We start from the raw sequence: 15,852 nt of genomic DNA on the forward strand, positions 1-15,852 counted from the left end.
TCTCACGTCAATAAATTTTCTATGGTTAACGGTTGGGTAACCCTGCTCCTTCAAAGAACACTTACTACGACGCGCGTAGAGGGTGTCGAGAATCCATTGTGGAAACCAGGGGTCAGCAACTGTGAAGAATGTCGAGGCCAACAAGGTGTCTGGCGTGATGTCGCGCCTGTTAAAGAATGAAGAAGGCAATATCCTTCTTCTTTTCGCTGTGGGGGTAATTCCTTTCTTCGGTCTTGTGGGCGGCGGTGTCGACATGAGCCGCATCTATCTAAGTCAATCGCGGATGCAAGGTGCTTGTGATGCCGGCGCGCTCATCGGCCGTAAAACGATGGGACTTGGCACATGGGCCGCCAATAACAACGCCGCCAATACGCTGGCGGAAAAGCTGTTCGACCAGAACTTCCCAAGCGGCGCTTATGGCACGACCGGACTTGACCGCAGCTTCGCCGAGTCCAACGGAAAGGTAACCGGGACCGCATCTGTCACTGTTCCCTTGACGCTGATGCGTGTAGTTGGCCAAGAATCGCAGGTTATTAATGTGATCTGCCAGGCCGAACTCCGCGTTCCGAACACTGACGTTATGTTCGTGCTGGATACAACAGGGTCGATGAGAGATAGTCTTTCAGGATCATCAGATAGTAAGATAGTTGGTCTACAAAAGGCTGTTAAATGCTTTTACGAAGCGCTGGCAAAGCAAAATATAACGGACGTCATGCCGTCAGACTGCGGAGAAACGGGTAATCCCACTCCGTCCAACCTCGGCAATGTACAACTGCGATTTGGTTTTGTGCCTTATGCCGTCAACGTAAATGTGGGACGTTTATTGCCGCTCGATTATATGGCGGACCGATGGACCTACCAGTCGCGGGAAGCATCATTCACCGGAGGCAGCAACGCGACTCCGACATACCAAGGCGAAGGCTCCCCCATCACGGTGGGTTCAGTAACAACAAGTATTGCAGACACTCCTTGGGACGAAACCGGGCAGAATATTGGGCAGTACCCTTCGACTCTTTTTACAAAAGAGAGCGAATGCCCGCCGCCAGGGGGGGCTCCTAAAACGGAACTTATCTCGACAGACGGGCCACGCCAACTTGTCTCGCAGACGCCCACCACGCCCGTTTATCCAAATGATACCGTCGTAACACGAACGTACCAGCAGGTAACTTCCACAGCCCAGCGATCCTACCAATATAAGTATAGACCCCTCTTCCTGGGCAGGGGCATATGCGAGTTGCAATATCGCGATACGGGACAAGAAAATGTTACTACGACGACTAGGACAACCGAGACGATCCTGTGGATTACAAATACCAACTTTTCAGGCTGGACCTACAAACCGGTTACATTCAACGTAAGCGGCCTGAAAGATACCGGAACAAATTCTTGGCGTTCTTCGTTGCAACTGCCAATCGGCACGGATGGCGCCAACACTACGGTCAACTGGAATGGGTGCATAGAGGAGCGGCAAACCTTCCGTGGGCCCGACAACGATCCTTCTAACGACTGGGATCCAATTCCGTCAGCCGCGCTGGACATGGACATTGACCTGGTGCCGACAAAATCAGACGCTGCATCCCAATGGGGGCCGATGCTGCCAAGCGCCATATGGCAACGCTATACTGTCAACACAAGCGGGAGCAGCACGACCCGCACGAACACCCGAACAACGCAAAATGTATGGGTTGCGGCGGCGGCAGACTCCAGCGTTACGATGGAAACAGTTACCAATAACTGCCCGACCGTTGCAAAAAAATTTCAAACGTGGACACCCTCCGCTTTTCGCGATTATGTGAACAGCCTGGCAACCGGTGGCAACACATATCATGACATCGGACTTTTATGGGGCGCGCGGATCATGTCGCCGACCGGTATTTTTGCCGATCTAAATGCACCAAAGGACAAGACAATTGAACGCCACATGGTGTTTATGACCGATGGTGAGACAGCCACCGAGGAAACTAACTATTCGGCTTATGGTGTGCATTGGTATGACCGCCGACAGACGCCAACTGGCACTGCACCAACGAGTGACCTTTTGAACGATCTGACCAACGCCCGAACAGCGGCGCTTTGTAAGGCGATCAAAGACAAAAACATCAATCTGTGGGTCGTGTCCTACGGCGACGTTAGTGGTCCAACCAACGACAGGTTGAGAGCGTGTGCAACACCGGGCAAATTCGTTCAAGCCACCAGTGTTGCCTCGCTGATCAGTACCTTCAAAGAAATTGCTGCCAAAATTTCAGCACTGCGTCTGACGCAATGAGGATGGGGCGTATGATATTCGCAAAGTTCAGATCCAATGAAGATGGCACGTCCATCGTGGAGCTCGCAATTATTGCGCCTGTTGTCATAATGATTTTGCTGGGTACCATTGATAACGGGCACTCCCTTTTAGTCCGTGCTACGTTAGACGGCGCCGTGCAAGACGCCGCGAGAAGTTCGTCGTTAGAAGGTGCGACGTCCTTAATACAGCAAGAGCTTATCGATGAAGAGGTCGCCTCGACGATCCGCAAACTCGCCCCAGGTGCTAACGTCACGGTAAGTCGACGTTATTACAAGACCTTTTCGAATGCAGCACTGGCACAGGCTGAAGAGGTTATCGAACAATCACCTGGCAACTTGAAATGCGATCGCGGTGAAAGTTTTATGGATGCGAACCGAAACGGGGTTTGGGACGCCGACGGCGGATCCGACGGACAAGGTGGTGCAAGGGATATCGTTATCATCACGTTCAACGTTAGCTACAAGCGCATTTCTCCGATGGCGGGATTGTTTGGCTGGCCGACCAATGTCGAAATGCAATCCCAGTCTATTCTCGCCAACCAGCCTTATGGCGACCAGACAGGCTTTGGCAAGCCTGTCCAAGTCAACTGCCCATCGGTGTAATATATGAAACACAGATTTTTAAGCATGTTCCGCCAGCTAAAGCATAACGAAAGTGGTGTGGTCATGGTCGAGCTTGCGTTATCATTACCATTCTTCCTAGGCCTGGTCGTAGGCGGCGTCGAAACTGCAAACTATGCCTCGGTCGTCATGCAGATAAACCAAATTACCTTGCACACCGCCGATGCTGCCGCACGCATTGGGACAGCGACACCGTCCGCCAATAAAACGATTTCCGAAATGCAAATCAACGACGTTTTTCAAGGATCTTTGCGTGAGGGCAAACGCATCAACCTTGGTGGAAATCACGACTACACCGATCAGTCATCCGGTGCGAAGTCTACGCGCGGCAATGGCCGCATCATTTTATCCAGTGTGGAAGAGGTAGCCGCATTCAATGCCTCCGCACCGCGATACCGCATCCGGTGGCAACGCTGCGCTGGCTCGGCTACCTTTTATAAATCAAACTACGGTACCAAATCGACAGCGACAAGCATCACTGGAATTGGCCCCGTTGGACAGCAAGCATTCCCTCCCCCTGGAGGTGTGTTAATGTTTGTTGAGCTGCAATATTATTTCAAACCGATGATTGTAAATGGTTTTTCGAACCTGACCGATAGGACGATCAGCCAAGTCGCATCCATGGTCGTGCGCGAGAACCGCGACACCGTTGGCCCCACTGGAAGCGACGGGATATACAATAATGAGAAGGTCACCGTCTCAACCTGTTAAAGCGGGGGCGACGGATGTTCCTCTAAAGACCTAGCGTCTTGCGCACTCCAGCAACAATTTTGTCCGCATTGATGAGCGTCGCCTTCTCCAGATTCGCTGCATATGGCATTGGCACATCTTCGTTCGTGACGCGCAAGACAGGAGCGTCGAGATCATCGAAGCCCTGCTCCATACACACCGCAAGGATTTCGCTGCCAACCGAACACACCGGCCAGCCTTCTTCGGCGACGACAAGACGATTGGTTTTTGCAAGGCTCGCCAGCACGGTTTGCGTATCCAGCGGACGAATGGTGCGCAGGTCGATGACTTCCGCGCTGATGCCTTCGGCGACTAGCATGTCAGCGGCGTCCAATGACAGCCCCACGCCAATCGAATAGCTCACGATAGTAACGTCCGTGCCTTCACGCACGACCCGCGCCTTGCCAATCGGCAGCACATGGTCATCCCCTGCGGGAACTTCAAAGGTGCGGCCATAGAGAAGTTCGTTTTCGAGGAACACGACAGGGTCCTCGCAACGAATTGCGGCCTTCAACAAGCCTTTGGCGTCTGCTGCATCATAGGGCGCGATCACAATCAGGCCGGGCACGCTGGCATACCATGGTGCGTAATTCTGGCTATGCTGCGCGCCAACGCGTGCCGCGGCACCATTTGGCCCACGGAACACGATGGGGCAGCGCATCTGGCCGCCTGACATATAATTGGTCTTTGCCGCCGAGTTGATGATGTGGTCGATGGCCTGCATCGCAAAGTTAAACGTCATGAATTCGATGACGGGGCGGAGCCCGCCCATCGCGGCGCCTGTTCCGATGCCTGCGAAGCCATATTCGGTAATCGGCGTATCAATAACGCGGCGCGCACCAAATTCGTCGAGCAAGCCCTGCGTGACTTTGTAAGCGCCTTGATATTCGGCAACTTCCTCACCCATGACAAACACGCGGTCATCGCGGCGCATTTCTTCGGCCATCGCGTCGCGTAAAGCTTCACGCAAGGTAACCGACTGCGTTGCGGCGCCGTCGGTTGCTGCTGGTGCCGCCTTCGGAACGACGGGAGCGACCGCAACCACGACCTCAGGAGCAAGCGTCGGTGCGGCGGCGGGCGCTGGGGTGGTCTTTGCGGGAGCCGCGACCTCGTCATCGCTGGAGATCAGCGCAATCACGGTGCCGACCTTCACACCATCGGTGCCCTCAGGCACGGAAATGGAGGTAATCACGCCCTCATCAACGGCTTCAAACTCCATCGTCGCTTTGTCGGTTTCGATCTCGGCCAGAATATCGCCAGACTTGACGCTATCGCCTTCCTTGACCAACCATCTGGCAAGCGTGCCTTCTTCCATTGTTGGCGAAAGCGCAGGCATTTTCAGTTCGATTGCCATCAATATTGCTCCACCAACACGTCAGTATATAGTTCGGACAAATCCGGTTCAGGCGATGCTTCCGCAAAATCAGCAGACTCATTCACGATTTTCCGGATTTCCTTCTCAATCGCCTTCAACGCGTCGTCGCCCACGCCAAGGTCGGCCAGATACGCCTTGCATCCCTCAATAGGATCGCTGTTGTCACGTACCGACTGCACTTCATCCCGGCTTCTGTACTTCGCCGGATCAGACATGGAGTGACCACGATAACGGTAGGTCTTCATTTCGAGCAACACGGGCCCCTTACCGCTGCGTACCCAATCCAATGCAACCTCGGCAGCGCCACGCACGGCGAGAACGTCCATACCGTCAACCTGAATGCCCGGAATACGGAAACTTTCGCCGCGGCGGTACAATTGGTCCTCGGACGACGCGCGGTTGACGCTGGTGCCCATCGCATATTGGTTGTTTTCGATGACGAATATGATCGGAAGCTTCCACAATTCGGCCATGTTGAAGCTTTCGTAGACCTGCCCTTGGTTGGACGCACCGTCGCCGAAATATGCGAGGCAAACCCCGCCGTCGTTCGAATATTTGTGACCGAACGCAAGGCCCGCACCCAGTGAGACTTGCGCCCCGACGATGCCATGGCCGCCGTAAAATTTATGTTCAGTCGAAAACATGTGCATCGACCCGCCCTTGCCCTGCGAGATGCCCGCGGCACGGCCGGTCAGTTCCGCCATGATCAGATTGGGATCAATGCCATATGCCAGCATATGCCCATGGTCACGATAGCCCGTGATGACGCTGTCCTTGCCCGGCGTCAGCGCGGATTGGAGCCCAATGGCGACGGCTTCTTGGCCAATGTACAAATGGCAAAAGCCACCGATTAGGCCGAGGCCATATAATTGCCCGGCTTTTTCTTCAAAACGGCGGATCAAAAGCATATCGCGATAGAACTTTAAAAGCTCTTCTTTGGTCGCTTTATATGGCTTTGGTTCGCTTGGACGCTCGCGGTTGGCACGTGCGGCGTCTTCGCTCACACTGGCCTTCTTCGACACAGACTTTTTCGCTGGGGAGGTTGCCAAAATACGTTCCTTTAATGGAATTTCTATATGCGAATAGATTGCCGCCTAGTCAAAATCGACCAATGTGAAAAGCGCTTTTCCGCAACGGAATGCACTGCATAGCTATTCATTCTATGATGAATGTATCACTTTAACGGAACGACAACCTCATCCGGGGCAACAACGTTCAATTCCTTGCGCATTAATTCGCCGGCCAAGTCAGGATCGACATTATCGCGGTCCAAAAGCAGCTGGCGATTCCGCAGAGCATCACGTTCCTTTTGCAGCTTTGCGAGTTCAATTTTGCGTTCACTCAGCGCCGCCCGATAGTCCGTCCATGCGATGATGCCGGTTGGCCCAAGAAGCGCATAAGACGCAATACCCAGCAAGGCGACAAGCGCCAACGCTGGACCAATCACCGACTTCACATATTCAGGCTTTCGGTTTGAACGCATCATGTTCCGACAGAATCATATTTTCGCAAAAATGGCAAGAAAGGAGGGGTCAGCGGAAAATACCCTGCCCTGCATATTGCGCCGATGCACCCAGTTCCTCTTCAATGCGAATGAGCTGGTTGTACTTCGCCAACCGGTCGGACCTTGCAAGGCTTCCGGTTTTAATCTGACCGCAATTTGTTGCCACTGCCAAATCGGCGATGGTTGCATCTTCCGTCTCGCCTGAACGATGTGACATGACGGCAGTGTACGAAGCACGGTGCGCCATCGACACAGCAGCTAGCGTTTCCGTCAGCGTGCCAATCTGGTTGACCTTCACCAACAAAGAGTTGGCAAGACCTTTGCCGATACCCATGGCAAGACGCTCTGGGTTGGTAACGAACAAGTCGTCACCAACCAACTGGACCTCGTGGCCGATCTTGTCGGTAATGGCTTTCCAACCTTTAAAATCGTCTTCGCTCATGCCATCTTCAATCGAACGAATAGGATAGTCCTTGCAAAGCGCAGCGAGGTAATCCGCCATTTCGTGCGGAGAAAGCGAAAGACCTTCGCCCGAAATTTCATATTTACCGTTGCGGAAAAATTCGGTCGCGGCGCAATCCAGGGCGAGCACAACGTCTTCACCGGCTTTAAACCCGGCCTTGTCGATTGACGTCATGATGAAATCAAGCGCGTCACGCGTCGATGCCAGATTTGGCGCGAACCCGCCTTCATCACCGACCGAAGTCGCCAGCCCCTTTTCATGCAGGCCTTTTTTGAGCGTGTGAAATATTTCAGAGCCCCAGCGAACGGCTTCTGAAATTGACCCAGCTCCAACGGGCATGACCATGAATTCCTGAAAATCGATGGGGTTATCGGCATGCTCACCGCCGTTGATTATATTCATCATCGGGACCGGCAGGACATGCGCGTTCACGCCGCCAACATAGCGATATAAAGGCAACCCACGCGCATCCGCAGCAGCCTTTGCGACCGCCAAGCTAACGCCCAATATAGCATTGGCACCAAGGTTCGACTTGTTGTCGGTTCCATCCAAGTCGATCATCACGGCATCGACATTTTCCTGATCTTCTGCGTCGAGCTCCAGCAGCGCTTCATAAATCGGTCCATTAACCGCTTCGATCGCCTGCAATACGCCCTTGCCCATATATTTGGACATGTCGCCATCGCGTTTTTCTACGGCTTCATATGCGCCTGTAGAAGCACCCGATGGAACAGCTGCGCGGCCAAAGCTGCCGTCTTCCAACAACACATCAACTTCGACTGTCGGGTTGCCCCGGCTATCCAAAATCTGGCGGGCATGTATGTCGAGGATCGCAGTCATGGAAAGCTCCAGTAAAATCGTGATGGGAACAATGTCAGCGCGTCTATCGTTGTGTTGATGATTTGGCAACGACGCTAAGACATATGGATTTTAAATGTAATTTTATGGTGCTATAGTTGACTAAGGCACCGCGCGTACAAATATAAGATATAGCGGCGCCCTTCTAAGTGCCCGCACTTAACCGATAGGAGCATATTCCCATGGCCGAAACTGAAAAGCCAAAGGCGGCAGCGAAACCAGCGCCCGCGAAAAAAGCAACCGCCAAGCCAGCGGCTGCGAAGACAGCAGCAGTCAAGCCAGCCGCCACCAAGGCCGCGAAACCCGCTGCGTCGAGGTCCGCACCAAAAGCGATGGCAAAGGCGCAGCCGGCTAAAGGCAAAACCGACGGTGTTACATCAAAGGTCAAATCAGAAATGAATGATTTCAAAGCCAAAGCGACGGACAGCGCTCGCGCGGCGGCTGAAAAAGGCAAGGACCGGGCAACGGAAGCCGTCGGCAGCATCGGCAAGCTTATCCGTGACAGCGCTGCGACCATCGATGACAATGTCGGCAAGCAATATGGCGATTACGCCCGTAGCGCAGCAGACATGGTTGAAGGCTTCGCTGGCAAGATGGACGCAAAAGATGTCGACGCCTTGGCCGATGATGCCCGCCAGTTTGTTCGCAAAAGCCCGGCAGTTGCGGTTGGCGCTGCGGCAGCCATTGGCTTTGTGCTCGCACGCCTCATTCGCTCTGGCGGCAAAGACGCCTAATGAGACAGCATTAGCGGCTTTGCAAAAGGCCGCTTTTGACCGATAAGTGAAACCAATGATTATGGATCAGCGTCAGGACGAATTGGTGGAGGATAGCCCGAAACCGGAAGAACCAACCGCAAGCGAACAGGTTTCGTTGGTGATGGAAGACCTGCGCGCGCTGGTGACGGCAGAAATGCACTATTACCGGTCCCGTCTTGATTACACGCGCCACGTGTTCCGATCGGCGTTCCTCTATGGCGCGATTGCGGCGTTCGCGCTTATCGGCGCGTCAATAGCCTTTGTGTTGGGGCTGGTGCTGACTTTGGCCCCATTAATTGGGCCGCTTGGGGCCACGTTGGTTGTCACTTTCACGTTTATCGTCGTTGCGGTCATTTTTGGATCGCTGGCACGAAAATGGATGAGGAAAGTTTACTTTCCGGAAATAGAAACGAATGTCGACGATCTCACCTAAGGACCCGGTCATCTCAGACCGCGAAAGCGTCATATTGTCGGATGCAGAACGGCGTAATCTTCGGCGTAAACTTAAGGGCAGCGTCGATGTTGCTCAGGATATTCTCAACCCCCGCAACCAGATCCGCAAGCTGGTCGCGTTAAAAAAATCGCAAGCAAAAAAGGCTGCTGGTGAGACCGTCCAAGTCGTGAAGAACAAAGCACCGCTTATCGGCATAGTCGGCGCAGCAACGTTATTGGTGGCCGCCCGTCGTCCGATTTCGCGTTGGATTTCAAGCCTGCGAAAGAGTAAAACAAACACGCCCGTTGGCGATTGATATAGGAACGAAACATGAGCAAGATTGGCGACAGCATCAAAACCGCAGCTGACAGCGCGAAAAACACAACAAGCGATGGCATTGACAAAAATCCGTTAGCCATCGTTTTGGGCGGCATCGCAATCGGCGCAATCGTCGGCGCGCTTTTGCCACGTACGGAACGCGAAACGAAAGTTTTGGGCAAGGCCGGTAAAAAGCTGAACAAAAAGGCCCGCAAAATGGCTGAAGCTGCGAAATCCGCCGGTAAGGATCAGGTCGAAAGCCTTGGCCTGAACGGCGACGCGTTGCGTTTGCAATTTAGGGACCTTGTCAGCAAAGCCGCTGTCGCTGTAAAGGCCGCGAGTCAGGCGGCAACGGATGCTGCCAAAGAAAAATAATTGGATAACAGCGTGACCGATACAAAATTGCATCTCGTCTTTGGTGGACGAGTGGAAAACCCCCAGACGTTAAAGTTTACGGATTTAGAAAATCTGGACATTGTTGGCATGTTTCCGGACTATGCCAGTGCAGAAGAAGCATGGCGGGCCGCCGCCCAACGCACGGTTGACGATGCCGAAATGAAATATGTCGTCGTTCATTTGCACAAGTTGCTGCAACCGGGCGCGTAAATACCGCATTGGACGTTACCCTGAACCTATCAGGGTGACGTCAAAGCCTCAGGCGTTACGATAACGCCACTGCAGCAATGGCCGTGCCAGAGCTAATCCCATCATAAAACCGCCTATATGCGACCAAATGGCGATACCGATGCCTAATCCCGGTCCAACAAAGCCCATCGCAAGGTTCAGGCCAATCCATGCCAAGGTCAGATGGAGCGGACGCGCGACCGCTGCAGGAATCGGCCCCCACCGCTTTGGCTGCTTGTTCGGAAACAGCAATAGATAAGCGCCAATGACACCCGATATCGCGCCGCTTGCACCGATGGCAGGCGCCATCATGTCCAGTGACATCGGCAATTGCAGATATGCGGCGAGCCATTCAGTAGCCGCAGCGACATAAGCGGACACAATATACAGCGCCAAGAAGAGACCGCCGCCCAAAACGCGCTCAACCATTTTGCCGATCAGCAAAAGCATCAGCATGTTCATGATGACATGCGCGATCCCGCCATGCAGGAATGCGGCCGTAAGCGGTGTAAGCAACGCCGGCACGAGAAATGCTATGTCCGCAAACGCAGAACTATCACCGCTTAAACGGGCCGGGAAAAGCCCGCCGGCAACGACAGCATATTGCCACAAGGACGGCACCAACAAAATGGCAGCTATTGCCAGATTGATGATGACCAGCGCGTTGGTGACAGGTCCGCGGGGAAACTGCATCTCAAATATTACGGCGCTTCATGACGAAACGCATGTTCAGATGAACTCGATTTTGGATACGAGATAGAATTTGTCACCCGATGGTACCGTCACTTCGACTTCATCGTCGGCGACACGCCCGATAAGCGCGCGACCCAGTGGCGAATTGTAAGAAATACGGCCCGCTTTCGCATCGGCTTCGGTTTCACCCACCAGCTGGTAACGCACAGGCTTGTCGTCTTCGTCCAACAACGTCACCGTTGCGCCGAAAACAATCTTGTCGCCCGACAAAGTCGTTGGATCGATAATTTGCGCGCGGCCAATTTTGTCCTCGATTTCTGAAATCGCAGCTTCAACCTGACCCTGACGTTCCTTGGCAGCGTGATATTCGGCATTTTCCGACAGATCGCCGTGCGCACGCGCTTCCTCAATTGCTTCCACAATCAATGGCCGCTCATCACGAAGGCGTTTCAGGTCGGTTGTCAGCTTTTCATAGCCTTCAGCCAACATCGGATATTTCTCAAAACTCGCCATCAGGCAAAACCCTTCGTCACAAAAACATCCCGACCGGAGAAATGATAACCATCAATCCGATATGCAGTTCAATTGTCGGGGAACGATACTGCTCGTGTTAATAATAGTCTTGAAGTGGCCGAACTTCAAGTTGCCGTTGCTGCAGCGCCGCAATCGCCTGTGCAACCGCGATGCTTCCTGCAGCTGTTGTATATTGCGAAACCTTGCCAACCAACGCGGAACGGCGGATTTCTTCGCTGTCTTTCAGGCTCTGCCAACCTTCGGTCGTGTTGAAGATCAGGTGGATTTCGCCATCTTTAATCTTGTCGACGATATGCGGACGGCCCTGCGCGACCTTGTTCACGCGCTCGACCTCTATCCCTTGCTCCAGCAGATAATTTGCCGTGCCGTCCGTTGCGCATACGGTAAAGCCGCATGCAATCGCCTGTTTGACGGCAGGAACGATAACCGGCTTGTCTGTGTCTTTGACCGAAACGAACAGCTTCCCGCCCATCGGTGGCGGCATCCGCGCGCCGATTTGGCTTTTGGCAAATGCCGTCGCAAAATCGCGATCGATACCCATGACTTCGCCCGTTGATTTCATTTCAGGCGACAGCACGGGGTCAACGCCGGGGAAGCGATCAAACGGGAATACCGCTTCTTTCACCGCGATATAATCGATGTCGAGGTTGATGGGCGGCAAGTCCTTCAGCTTTTCCCCCGCCATGACGCGCGCGGCGATCTTGGCGATGGGTGCGCCGATGGCCTTTGCGACGAAAGGCACGGTCCGGCTGGCACGTGGATTGACCTCAATCAGGTAAACCTCGCCATCCTTGACCGCGAACTGGATGTTCATCAGGCCACGGACATGCAGGTTGACCGCAAGCAATTCCGTCTGGCGGCGGATCTCTGCGATGATGTTGTCGGGCAGGCTGTAGGGCGGGATGGTGCACGCGGAATCGCCGCTGTGCACGCCGGCTTCCTCAATATGCTGCAATATGCCGGCAACAACGACTTCGTCGCCATCGCACAAGGCATCAACGTCGACCTCAATGGCGTCCCGCAAATAGCTGTCGATCAACACGGGCGAGTCGCCCGAGACGATAACGGCCGTTTGGATGTAATTTTCCAGCTGCGCCTGCGTATCGACGATCTCCATCGCACGCCCGCCAAGGACGTAGGACGGCCGCATCAGCACAGGGTAGCCAATATTCTCGGCAACCTTAATGGCTTCGTCACGGCTGCGCGCAATACCGTTTTCGGGCTGCTTGAGCTTCAGCTTGTTGATAAGCGCGGCAAAGCGTTCGCGGTCTTCCGCCAGATCGATGGCGTCAGGTGACGTGCCCAAAATCGGGATGCCTGCCGCTTCAAGCGCCTTTGCTAGGTTCAACGGGGTCTGCCCACCGAACTGGACGATGACGCCCTTTAACGTGCCGTTCTGCTGTTCAACATGTAGGATTTCAAGCACGTCTTCTGCTGTCAGTGGTTCGAAATATAAACGGTCGCTGGTGTCATAATCGGTCGACACGGTTTCCGGATTGCAGTTGACCATGATGGTTTCATAGCCCGCATCCGCCAATGCGAAGCACGCGTGAACACAGCAATAATCGAACTCAATCCCCTGCCCGATCCGGTTCGGACCACCGCCTAGGATAACAACCTTCTCACGACCCGTGGGCTGGCTTTCGCATTCGGGCGTGCCAAAGCTTGGCGCTTCATAAGTCGAATACATATACGGCGTTTTGGCTTCGAACTCGGCTGCGCAGGTATCGATGCGTTTGAACACGGGACGCACGCCCAATTTGTGGCGCAATGCGCGCACTTCATCTTCGGTCACCGCACCAGCAATCGCGCGCGCGGCCTGCATCGCAATGCCCGAGCCACGGCGGACAGCCGTTTCCATACCTGGGCGGATATTGACCGATTCCAGCGCCAAATAGGCAAGCCGCTTGTCCGAAAAGCCCATGGCTTTCAGACGGCGAAGCGCCTCGGCACTATTGGGCAAACCATTCGTCTTGACGTCATTTTCGGCCGCAATAATTTCTTCTAGCCGTTCAAGGAACCACGGATCGAACTTCGCAATCGCGTGAATTTCGGCAACGCTCATGCCCTCACGCAGCGCTTGCGCCGCGACCAACAGCCGGTCGGGCGTTGCACGGCTCAATTCGGCAGAAAGCTGATCTTTCGATGCACCCTTCAGCGCGTCGACATAATTGAAGCCCGACAGTCCGGTTTCCAATCCACGAAGCGCCTTTTGCAGGCTTTCGTGGATGTTGCGGCCAATCGCCATCACTTCGCCCACAGACTTCATCGCCGTGTGCAACAATGGCTCAGCGCCCTTGAACTTTTCAAAGGCAAAGCGCGGGATTTTGGTGACGACATAATCGATCGTCGGTTCAAACGACGCTGGCGTTGCGCCGGTAATGTCGTTTGTGATTTCATCGAGCGTGAAACCGACCGCCAGCTTCGCCGCGACCTTCGCAATCGGGAAGCCCGTGGCTTTCGATGCAAGCGCCGATGAACGCGATACGCGCGGGTTCATTTCAATCACGATCAGGCGGCCATCCTTCGGATTGACTGCGAACTGTACGTTCGAACCACCTGTTTCTACGCCGATTTCACGCAAACACGCGATGCTCGCGTTGCGCATGATCTGATATTCTTTGTCGGTCAGCGTCAGCGCTGGCGCGACAGTGATGGAGTCGCCAGTATGCACGCCCATCGGGTCGATATTTTCAATCGAGCAGATGATGATGGCATTGTCGGCGCGGTCGCGCACCACTTCCATCTCATATTCTTTCCAACCGAGCAGCGATTCTTCAATCAACACTTCGGTCGTCGGCGATGCATCCAAACCGCCAGTGACAATCTTGATAAATTCGTCGCGGTTATACGCAATACCGCCGCCGGTGCCGCCCATGGTGAAGCTGGGGCGAATGATCGATGGCAGGCCCGTGCGTTCAAGCACCTCAAGCGCTTCTTCCATCGAATGTGCAATGCCCGAACGCGCGGATTCCAGACCGATTTTGGTCATCGCGTCGCGGAACTTGATCCGGTCTTCGGCCTTGTCGATGGCTTCGGCATCTGCACCGATCATCTCAACGCCATATTTCGCCAGCGTGCCGTCGTTGAACAAAGCCAACGCGACGTTCAAAGCCGTCTGCCCACCCATAGTTGGCAACACCGCGTCGGGGCGCTCTTTCTCGATAATCTTGGCAACGATTTCGGGCGTAATCGGCTCGACATAGGTCGCGTCGGCCATATCCGGATCAGTCATGATCGTCGCCGGGTTCGAATTGACGAGGATGATGCGATAGCCCTCTTCGCGCAACGCCTTGCACGCCTGCGTCCCCGAATAATCAAACTCGCACGCCTGCCCGATGATGATGGGGCCAGCGCCAATGATGAGGATCGATTTTATGTCAGTACGTTTGGGCATTTAATTCATATTTCCAAAGGCTCCAGCCGCACTTTGATGAATACGACGGAGTGTAGAGGAGGTCAGTGCGCAGCACAAAGAACAGAGGGCCGGCATTAGGCTATTCACCCCATCATCCCCGCGAATTTCTCGAACAGATAATGGCTGTCCTGCGGGCCGGGTGAGGCTTCTGGGTGATATTGCACCGAAAATGCGGGTTGGTCGGCGAGCTCGAAACCGCAATTGCTGCCGTCGAACAGGCTGACATGCGTCGCCTTGGCATTGGCGGGCAAGGTATCTGCATCCACGGCAAAGCCATGGTTCATACTGGTAATTTCAACCGCGCCGTCGCTCAGGCGCTTGACGGGATGGTTCGCGCCGCGGTGGCCCTGATGCATCTTCTCGGTTGTCGCGCCGACCGCGAGGCCAAGCATTTGATGCCCAAGGCAGATGCCGAACAACGGCTTTTTAGTTTCCAACCACTGCTTGATAACCGGCACTGCATATACGCCAGTCGCGGCGGGGTCGCCGGGACCGTTGGACAGGAACAGACCGTCGGGCGCATGGGCCATGATTTCTTCGAACGTTGCGGTCGCGCTGACGATCGTGACGTCGCAACCGACATCGACCAGATTGCGCAGGATATTGTGCTTTATGCCATAATCGATGGCGACGACTTTTTTGCTGCCCTTGGCAGGTTCGGCATAGCCCGAACCCAGCTTCCAAAGCCCCTGATCCCAACCATAAGTCTGCAACGTCGTCACATCCTTGGCGAGGTCCATGCCTTCCAATCCGGCCCACGCCTTTGCGCGTGCCAACAATGCTGGCACGTCAAAATCGCCGGTCGCCGAATGTGCAATCACGGCGTTTGGCGCGCCGGCAACACGGATGAGCCGGGTCAGCGCGCGGGTATCCACACCCGAAATGCCGATACGGCCATTGGCTTTCATCCATGCATCAAAATGCTGCGTGCTGCGGAAATTGGATGGGTCTGTCACATCCTGACGCACAATCGCGCCAAGGGCATGCGGGTTCAGCGCCTCGACGTCTTCGGGATTTGTGCCGACATTGCCAATATGCGGGAAGGTGAAGTTGATGATTTGCCCGGCATAAGACGGGTCGGTCATCACTTCTTGATAGCCTGTCATCGCGGTGTTGAAGCACACTTCGCCAACGGCTTGGCCTTCTGCGCCAAAGCCCTTGCCCCAGATGACTTCCCCGGACGCCAAAACCAATACCCCCGTCGCTCCAGAAGGCGCGCGCGAAGAAATGGGGTCGGCCAT

The 15,852-nt window shown here is 54.5% G+C and carries 16 protein-coding genes; 8 read left to right on the top strand and 8 right to left on the bottom strand.

All coding sequences use genetic code 11. The features are described from left to right. Positions 1-121: 121 nt before the first annotated feature. From ACIQZK_RS01910 to ACIQZK_RS01920, 3 genes are read left to right on the top strand one after another with little or no spacing between them, the layout of a single operon-like run. Entirely contained in the window at positions 122-2,266 is a 2,145-nt protein-coding gene (locus ACIQZK_RS01910) for a TadE/TadG family type IV pilus assembly protein (RefSeq protein ID WP_397574660.1), read from the top strand. An 11-nt stretch (positions 2,267-2,277) separates the two neighbouring features. After that, positions 2,278-2,889 (top strand): TadE/TadG family type IV pilus assembly protein, encoded by a 612-nt coding sequence (locus tag ACIQZK_RS01915; protein WP_397574661.1) that lies wholly within the window; start codon positions 2,278-2,280, stop codon positions 2,887-2,889. Positions 2,890-2,892: 3 nt separating this feature from the next. Beyond that, positions 2,893-3,618, top strand: coding sequence for a TadE/TadG family type IV pilus assembly protein (locus ACIQZK_RS01920; RefSeq protein ID WP_397574662.1), 726 nt, complete (start codon positions 2,893-2,895; stop codon positions 3,616-3,618). 22 nt (positions 3,619-3,640) lie between these two features. On the opposite strand, the gene ACIQZK_RS01925 is transcribed toward ACIQZK_RS01920, so the two are convergent. The 4 genes from ACIQZK_RS01925 to eno all read right to left on the bottom strand — a co-directional run bounded on the left by ACIQZK_RS01925 (position 3,641) and on the right by eno (position 7,818). Beyond that, a complete protein-coding gene (locus ACIQZK_RS01925) occupies positions 3,641-4,990 on the bottom strand; it encodes a pyruvate dehydrogenase complex E1 component subunit beta (RefSeq protein WP_397574663.1) in 1,350 nt (449 codons plus the stop codon). Continuing rightward, positions 4,990-6,060 carry a pyruvate dehydrogenase (acetyl-transferring) E1 component subunit alpha gene (gene pdhA / locus ACIQZK_RS01930; protein ID WP_397574664.1) on the bottom strand — a complete coding sequence of 357 codons (1,071 nt, stop codon included), beginning with the start codon at positions 6,058-6,060 and terminating at the stop codon, positions 4,990-4,992. The genes ACIQZK_RS01925 and pdhA overlap by 1 nt, the downstream gene beginning before the upstream one ends. 125 nt (positions 6,061-6,185) lie before the next feature. Further along, positions 6,186-6,497, bottom strand: coding sequence for a septum formation initiator family protein (locus ACIQZK_RS01935; RefSeq protein ID WP_395635771.1), 312 nt, complete (start codon positions 6,495-6,497; stop codon positions 6,186-6,188). Positions 6,498-6,543: 46 nt separating this feature from the next. Beyond that, positions 6,544-7,818, bottom strand: a complete 1,275-nt coding sequence (gene eno, locus ACIQZK_RS01940) for a phosphopyruvate hydratase (RefSeq protein WP_397574665.1) — start codon at positions 7,816-7,818, stop codon at positions 6,544-6,546. 200 nt (positions 7,819-8,018) lie between these two features. Between eno and ACIQZK_RS01945 the strand changes: the two genes are divergently transcribed. From ACIQZK_RS01945 to ACIQZK_RS01965, 5 genes are read left to right on the top strand one after another with little or no spacing between them, the layout of a single operon-like run. Then, positions 8,019-8,570: a hypothetical protein gene (locus ACIQZK_RS01945; protein WP_397574666.1), complete on the top strand. Its 552-nt coding sequence runs from the start codon at positions 8,019-8,021 to the stop codon at positions 8,568-8,570. A gap of 55 nt (positions 8,571-8,625) precedes the next feature. Next, a complete protein-coding gene (locus ACIQZK_RS01950; protein WP_397574667.1) occupies positions 8,626-9,024 on the top strand; it encodes a phage holin family protein in 399 nt (132 codons plus the stop codon). Then, positions 9,005-9,340 (top strand): hypothetical protein, encoded by a 336-nt coding sequence (locus ACIQZK_RS01955; protein WP_397574668.1) that lies wholly within the window; start codon positions 9,005-9,007, stop codon positions 9,338-9,340. Before ACIQZK_RS01950 ends, ACIQZK_RS01955 begins: the two co-directional genes overlap by 20 nt. Before the next feature lie 14 nt (positions 9,341-9,354). After that, positions 9,355-9,717 (top strand): hypothetical protein, encoded by a 363-nt coding sequence (locus ACIQZK_RS01960; RefSeq protein ID WP_397574669.1) that lies wholly within the window; start codon positions 9,355-9,357, stop codon positions 9,715-9,717. Between the two features lie 12 nt (positions 9,718-9,729). Further along, positions 9,730-9,948 (top strand): DUF4170 domain-containing protein, encoded by a 219-nt coding sequence (locus ACIQZK_RS01965; protein ID WP_397574670.1) that lies wholly within the window; start codon positions 9,730-9,732, stop codon positions 9,946-9,948. Between the two features lie 48 nt (positions 9,949-9,996). Here the strand turns inward: ACIQZK_RS01965 and ACIQZK_RS01970 are convergent, their stop codons facing one another. The 4 genes from ACIQZK_RS01970 to carA all read right to left on the bottom strand — a co-directional run bounded on the left by ACIQZK_RS01970 (position 9,997) and on the right by carA (position 15,852). Continuing rightward, the gene (locus tag ACIQZK_RS01970; RefSeq protein WP_397574671.1) at positions 9,997-10,659 is read right to left on the bottom strand and encodes a rhomboid family intramembrane serine protease; all 663 of its coding nucleotides are present in this window, start codon (positions 10,657-10,659) and stop codon (positions 9,997-9,999) included. A gap of 36 nt (positions 10,660-10,695) precedes the next feature. Further along, on the bottom strand, positions 10,696-11,172 hold the full coding sequence (gene greA / locus ACIQZK_RS01975; protein WP_324476720.1) for a transcription elongation factor GreA: 477 nt from the start codon (positions 11,170-11,172) through the stop codon (positions 10,696-10,698). 97 nt (positions 11,173-11,269) lie between these two features. After that, on the bottom strand, positions 11,270-14,590 hold the full coding sequence (gene carB / locus ACIQZK_RS01980) for a carbamoyl-phosphate synthase large subunit (protein WP_397574672.1): 3,321 nt from the start codon (positions 14,588-14,590) through the stop codon (positions 11,270-11,272). 104 nt (positions 14,591-14,694) lie between these two features. Next, entirely contained in the window at positions 14,695-15,852 is a 1,158-nt protein-coding gene (gene carA, locus ACIQZK_RS01985; protein WP_397574673.1) for a glutamine-hydrolyzing carbamoyl-phosphate synthase small subunit, read from the bottom strand.

This window comes from Sphingorhabdus sp. (assembly GCF_044338195.1).
Taxonomy (GTDB): Bacteria; Pseudomonadota; Alphaproteobacteria; order Sphingomonadales; family Sphingomonadaceae; genus Sphingorhabdus_B.

Excerpts from the sequence above, each read along its gene's own strand:
- ACIQZK_RS01960 (WP_397574669.1), top strand. The coding sequence starts at position 9,355 with ATGAGCAAGATTGGCGACAGCATCAAAACCGCAGCTGACAGCGCGAAA.
- ACIQZK_RS01935 (WP_395635771.1), bottom strand. The coding sequence starts at position 6,497 with ATGATGCGTTCAAACCGAAAGCCTGAATATGTGAAGTCGGTGATTGGT.
- carB (WP_397574672.1), bottom strand. The coding sequence starts at position 14,590 with ATGCCCAAACGTACTGACATAAAATCGATCCTCATCATTGGCGCTGGC.
- carA (WP_397574673.1), bottom strand. The coding sequence starts at position 15,852 with ATGGCCGACCCCATTTCTTCGCGCGCGCCTTCTGGAGCGACGGGGGTA.
- ACIQZK_RS01970 (WP_397574671.1), bottom strand. The coding sequence starts at position 10,659 with ATGCAGTTTCCCCGCGGACCTGTCACCAACGCGCTGGTCATCATCAAT.
- ACIQZK_RS01920 (WP_397574662.1), top strand. The coding sequence starts at position 2,893 with ATGAAACACAGATTTTTAAGCATGTTCCGCCAGCTAAAGCATAACGAA.
- ACIQZK_RS01915 (WP_397574661.1), top strand. The coding sequence starts at position 2,278 with ATGATATTCGCAAAGTTCAGATCCAATGAAGATGGCACGTCCATCGTG.
- ACIQZK_RS01955 (WP_397574668.1), top strand. The coding sequence starts at position 9,005 with ATGTCGACGATCTCACCTAAGGACCCGGTCATCTCAGACCGCGAAAGC.
- ACIQZK_RS01950 (WP_397574667.1), top strand. The coding sequence starts at position 8,626 with ATGATTATGGATCAGCGTCAGGACGAATTGGTGGAGGATAGCCCGAAA.
- eno (WP_397574665.1), bottom strand. The coding sequence starts at position 7,818 with ATGACTGCGATCCTCGACATACATGCCCGCCAGATTTTGGATAGCCGG.
- greA (WP_324476720.1), bottom strand. The coding sequence starts at position 11,172 with ATGGCGAGTTTTGAGAAATATCCGATGTTGGCTGAAGGCTATGAAAAG.
- ACIQZK_RS01925 (WP_397574663.1), bottom strand. The coding sequence starts at position 4,990 with ATGGCAATCGAACTGAAAATGCCTGCGCTTTCGCCAACAATGGAAGAA.
- ACIQZK_RS01945 (WP_397574666.1), top strand. The coding sequence starts at position 8,019 with ATGGCCGAAACTGAAAAGCCAAAGGCGGCAGCGAAACCAGCGCCCGCG.